Below are 5,371 nucleotides of genomic sequence, written 5' to 3'. Positions count from 1 at the left end.
GCACGCGATCGCGTGCCGGGCATCCGTCGTTCTGCGGGTGTGCAGCTAGCGGCGGGGGAAGTCCCTGGCCGGGGAGCCCGTGTACAACTGCTGTGGGCGGCCGATCTTCGTCGTCGGGTCCGCGTTCATCTCGCGCCAGTGCGCGACCCAGCCGGGAAGGCGGCCCACGGCGAAGAGGACCGTGAACATGCTCGTCGGGAAGCCCATCGCCTTGTAGATGACGCCGGTGTAGAAGTCGACGTTGGGGTAGAGCTTGCGCTCGCGGAAGTAGTCGTCGTTGAGGGCGATGTGCTCGAGCTCCTTGGCGATGTCGAGGAGGTCGTCCTTGACGCCGAGGGCGGCGAGCACCTCGTCGGCGCTCTCCTTGACGAGGGTCGCGCGCGGGTCGTAGTTCTTGTACACCCGGTGGCCGAAGCCCATCAGGCGCACGCCCTGCTCCTTGTTCTTGACCCGTTCGACGAACTTCTCCACGCTCTCGCCGGAGGCCCTGATCTCGCCGAGCATCTTGAGCACGGCCTCGTTCGCGCCGCCGTGCAGCGGACCGGAGAGAGCGCTGATGCCGGCGGACACAGAGGCGAAGAGGTTGGCCTCGGTGGAGCCGACGAGGCGCACGGTCGACGTCGAGGCGTTCTGCTCGTGGTCTTCGTGCAGCATCAGCAGGCGTTCGAGCGCCTTGCTCACCACGGGATCGACTTCGTACGGCTCCGCGAGGGTCCCGAAGATGAGCTTGAGGAAGTTGTCGACGTAGCCGAGGGAGTTGTCCGGGTAGAGGAAGGCCTGCCCGACGCTCTTCTTGTGGGCGTACGCCGCCATGACCGGAAGCTTGGCGAGCAGGTGGATCGTGGCGATTTCGACCTGGTCCGGGTCGTTCGGGTCGAGCGAGTCCTGGTAGTACGCGGCCATCGCGGAGACGCCGGAGGCGAGCACGGACATCGGGTGCGCGTTGAACGGCAGCACGTCGAAGAAGCGGCGCATGTCCTCGTGCAGCAGGGTGTGCTTGCGGATGCGCTTGTCGAAGGCCTCGAGCTCGCCTGCGCTCGGCAGTTCGCCGTAGATGAGCAGCCACGCGGTCTCAAGGAAGTTGGAGTTCTGGGCGATCTGTTCGATCGGGTAGCCGCGGTAGCGCAGGATGCCCTTGCCGCCGTCGATGTACGTGATCGCCGAACGGGTCGCCGCGGTGTTCACGAAGCCGGAGTCCAGGGTGACGAGCCCGGTCTGCCGGGTCAGTGTCGAGATATCGATGCCGGAGGGGCCCTCGGTCCCGTGGGCGATCGGGAACTCGGCGATGCCCCCTGGGAAGGCGAGCGTCGCCCCCAAGGGGTCGATGGACGGTGTTCGCTGTACGACGTCGCTCACGGCGCCTCCCTGAATATCACTGAGTGTCACTGAATCACTGCCTTACGGACTGGGGGTGGCCGCCATGGCACACCGGTGTGGCTAGAGACGTCCAAGCGAATACAGCCTAATCGGCCCCACCACCTACTGTTGCATCCGCCAAAATTTCGGCAGTTTCACCGGAGGAGTGCCACAAGAATGTCGATGTTACCCGCTCCGGGTACACCGTGGGCAGTTGCTACTCTAGCGACCGGAGCCGAGCGGCGGCTGCGTGGATGCGCTCATCCGTCGCCGTGAGCGAGAATCGAACGTGCTGCGGGTACCCGTCCCCGTAGAAGGATCCCGGTCCGGCGAGGATGCCGAGGCCGGCGAGTTCGGCGATCGACTGCCAGCAGTCGACCCCCTTCGTCGCCCACAGGTAGAGGCCGGCCTCGCTCCTGTCGATCCGGTACCCGGCGGCCTCGATCGCCGGCAGCAGCACGGCTCGCCTGCCCCGGTACCGTTCACGCTGGGCCGCAACGTGGGAGTCGTCGCCGAGGGCGGCCACCATCGCGGCCTGGAGCGGCTGCGGGAGCATCAGGCCGGCGTGCTTCCGCACGGTGAGCACGCGGGCGAGCACGTCGGCGCAGCCGGCCGCGAAGGCGCCGCGGTAGCCGGCCATGTTGGACTGCTTGCTGAGGGAGTAGATCGCGAGCACGTTGCGCCGGTCGGTGCCGATCACGCGCGGGTCGAGGATGCTGGGAATCGGCTCGGACGCCCAGGGTCCCGCCCAGCCGAGCTCGGCGTAACACTCATCGGACACGATGACGGCCCCGAGGTCCCGTGCGCGCGCGACGGCGGCACGCAACTCGGACACCGACAGCACGCGGCCATCGGGGTTTCCCGGGCTGTTCAGCCAGATGAGCTTCGTCGTTGCCGGCCACGCGGCCGGGTCGTCGGAGGCGAACGCGTCGCATCCGGCCATCGCGGCGCCGATGGCATAGGTGGGGTATGCCGCGAGCGGGTGGACGACGGTGTCGCCCTCGCCGAGGCCGAGCATGAAGGGCAGGAGGGCGACGAGTTCCTTGGAACCGATCGTGGGGAGCACGTTGGCCGGCGTCAGCCCGGCGACCCCGCGACGACGCGCATACCAGTCGACGATCGCGGCCTGCAGCTCAGGCGTGCCGACGGTCTGCGGGTACGCGTGGGCATCCGTTGCCGCGGCGAGGGCGGTGCGCACGACGTCCGGGGTCGGATCGACGGGCGAGCCGATCGACAGGTCGACGATGCCGTCGGCGTGCGCGCGGGCCTGGGCCGCGAACGGCGCCATCTGGTCCCACGGGTAGTCAGGGAGCGGCTTGAGCACGACCGGTCAGACCTGCGGGGGCAGGACGGCGATGATCGGGTGGTCCTTGTGGATCACGCCGACCTTCGCGGCGCCGCCGGGAGACCCGATGTCATCGAAGAATTCGACGTTGGCCTTGTAGTACTCGGCCCACTGCTCGGGGACGTCGTCCTCGTAGTAGATGGCCTCAACGGGGCAGACCGGTTCGCAGGCGCCGCAGTCGACGCATTCGTCCGGGTGGATGTAGAGGGAACGGTCGCCCTCGTAAATGCAGTCGACCGGGCATTCGTCCACGCAGGCGCGGTCTTTCACGTCGACACACGGCAGGGCAATGACATAGGTCACGAGCGGGGAGCTCCCTTCACGAGCTGAACGTCCAGTCTAGGTCAAGCGCCCCGGGTCAGGCGTCGTGGCTCAGGCGCCCTGGCTCAGGCACCCTGGCTCAGGCGCCCTGGCCCGACCGGCCCCTTCGCTGCGGGAGCCGCGGCCAGGCCAGCACGAGCGAGGCGACGAGGGTCGGCAGCACCGTCCACAGCGTGCCGGCCAGTCCGGCGGGCACGAGCACGGAACCGCCCGTGCTCTTGAGCGACAACAGGAAGATCGATCCGACGAGGCCGATCGTGCACGCGAGCACGACCACCCGGTCGTCGAGCACGAGCCGGAGGCCGACGAGGAGGGCGCTCGCCGCCAGTGTCGCGAGAACGAGGCCGACGGGCAGGGTCACGGGGCCGAGCACGAGGGTGGCCTGGTGCGCCACCGTGCCGAGCACCCCGAAGACCACGCCGGCGGCGAGAGCGAAGAGGCTCGCGACGGCGCGCAGCGCTCCGGTCGCGAAGGCGCGGGGCGGCGCCGGGTCCGCCGGGTCTGTCGGGTCCGCCGGGTCCGCCGGGGACGGCTGCTTCGCCGCGCCCTCCGGGTCCGCTCCGGGCTGTGGTGCCTGAACGGCGGATGCCGCGGCCCGGCCTGCGGGCGCGGCCGGCGGCGGTGTGGCCCTCAGGTAGGTTTCGGTTCCCGTGACCGACCCGGCGGGGTCCCCGGGACGGACGGCCGTCACGACGCGTCCGTCAACGGTCCAGCGGTCCGGGTATGCGGAGAGGGCGGCGAGCTTCTGCTCGATGTGGTCGCTGACGTCGATCGCGACGATCCGCTGCCCGATGGCCTCGGTGACCCCGCGACTCACGAAGACCGGCACCCGGGAGGCGTGCGCGGCATCCACTGCAGCAGCCTGGAGCAGCTCGCTGCGGGCGCCGATCACGATCGCCGTCGCCCGGACCTCGTCGAGCACGGCGCGCACGGCCGCGGCGGGGTCTGTCGAAGGGGGCAGGACACGCCAGTCGCTGACGCCGAGTGCGGAGAGTGCCGCACGCACATCGGAGCTCGCCCCCGAGGTGCTGTCACCGGTGTCACCCGGCGCCCGGGCGCCGAAGAGCACGACGACCCCTGCGTCATCGCCGCGCAGGCGGGCGATGGTCCCGCCGGTGAACCAGGCCTCGTCGCCGGGACGGTCGTGCACGAAGACGATGCGTTCTGCACTGCCGGACATGACCATCGATGAGCTCCCCAGGGTCAGATTGGCGGACACCCACCTCAGAATAATAACTGGACATTCGCGGCCGACCGCCGGTAGAGTCGCTCGAGTAAGGATAGCCTTACCAAACTCAACCGCTCCCGAAGACCAGGAAACCGTGCTCGCAAACTATCTGATCGGCCTCCGTGAGGGCCTCGAAGCCGCACTCATCGTGACGATCCTCGTCGCCTATGTCGTCAAGATCGGGCGGAAGGACGTTCTGCCGCGAATCTGGGCGGGCGTCGGACTCGCCGTGCTCCTCGCGCTCGCCATCGGCGCCCTGCTCACCTACGGCACATACGGCCTCTCGTTCGCGGCCCAGGAGACGATCGGCGGACTGCTCTCGATCGCCGCGACCGGGCTCGTGACCTGGATGGTGTTCTGGATGCTCCGCACCGCGCGCACCCTCTCGAGCCACCTCCGCGGCAGCATCGACAAGTCCCTGCTCGGCTCCGGCATCGGGCTCGTCGTCGTCGCCTTCATCGCCGTCGGCCGGGAGGGCATCGAAACGGCGCTGTTCCTCTGGGCCGCCGTGCAGGCGACCGGGGAGACCACCCTGCCGCTCCTCGGCGCCTTCCTCGGCATCGTCACGGCTGCCGGCCTCGGCTGGCTGATCTACTCGGGGATGCTGCGGATCAACCTCACGAAATTCTTCACCTGGACCGGCGGCATCCTCATCGTCGTCGCGGCCGGCGTGCTCTCCTACGGCGTGCACGACCTACAGGAGGCCGGCGTCCTGCCGGGCCTGCACAGCATCGCCTTCGACGTGAGCGCCGCCATCCCGCCGGACAGCTGGTACGGCACCCTGCTCAAGGGAACGCTCAACTTCTCCCCCGCGACGACCTGGCTCGAACTCCTGGTCTGGGTCGCCTACGTCGGAACCACGCTCACCTTCTTCGCCCGCGCAGTCCACCGCGGCCGCACCCGAACCACCTCGACGGAGGATCTGCCCGACACCGTGCTGGCAAGCGCCTGATCGCTCCGCAACCCGAAAACTCCCGTCGGCTCGGTTCGAATCGGCTCGGTTCGAATCGGCTCGGTTCGAATCGGTTCGGGCTCCCTCGCTCGCCCGTCGCACACCGGGCGCGCCCGGCATCCGCGCCGCGGACCATGTTCCCGCCCCACCACCCCTAAGGACTCCATGC

At 69.1% G+C, this 5,371-nt stretch carries 5 protein-coding genes; 1 reads left to right on the top strand and 4 read right to left on the bottom strand.

From position 1 onward, the window contains the following. Positions 1 to 45 precede the first annotated feature (45 nt). The 4 genes from QN345_RS15120 to QN345_RS15105 form a co-directional block, all read right to left on the bottom strand. Positions 46 to 1,356, bottom strand: a complete 1,311-nt coding sequence (locus QN345_RS15120; protein ID WP_198413359.1) for a citrate synthase — start codon at positions 1,354 to 1,356, stop codon at positions 46 to 48. 217 nt (positions 1,357 to 1,573) lie between these two features. Beyond that, positions 1,574 to 2,680, bottom strand: coding sequence for a succinyldiaminopimelate transaminase (gene dapC, locus QN345_RS15115; RefSeq protein WP_255454132.1), 1,107 nt, complete (start codon positions 2,678 to 2,680; stop codon positions 1,574 to 1,576). 6 nt (positions 2,681 to 2,686) lie between these two features. Then, positions 2,687 to 3,004: a ferredoxin gene (gene fdxA / locus QN345_RS15110; RefSeq protein ID WP_104099174.1), complete on the bottom strand. Its 318-nt coding sequence runs from the start codon at positions 3,002 to 3,004 to the stop codon at positions 2,687 to 2,689. 97 nt (positions 3,005 to 3,101) lie between these two features. Further along, complete coding sequence (locus tag QN345_RS15105) at positions 3,102 to 4,241, bottom strand: hypothetical protein (RefSeq protein WP_323508818.1); 1,140 nt, start codon at positions 4,239 to 4,241, stop codon at positions 3,102 to 3,104. A 103-nt stretch (positions 4,242 to 4,344) separates the two neighbouring features. On the opposite strand from QN345_RS15105, the gene efeU reads away from it, so the two are divergent. Further along, entirely contained in the window at positions 4,345 to 5,202 is an 858-nt protein-coding gene (gene efeU, locus QN345_RS15100; RefSeq protein WP_134559108.1) for an iron uptake transporter permease EfeU, read from the top strand. Positions 5,203 to 5,371: the final 169 nt, after the last annotated feature.

This window comes from Cryobacterium sp. 10I1 (assembly GCF_035019805.1).
GTDB classification, from domain to species: Bacteria; Actinomycetota; Actinomycetes; order Actinomycetales; family Microbacteriaceae; genus Cryobacterium; species Cryobacterium glucosi.
This window is presented reverse-complemented; position numbering and strand designations above follow the sequence as displayed.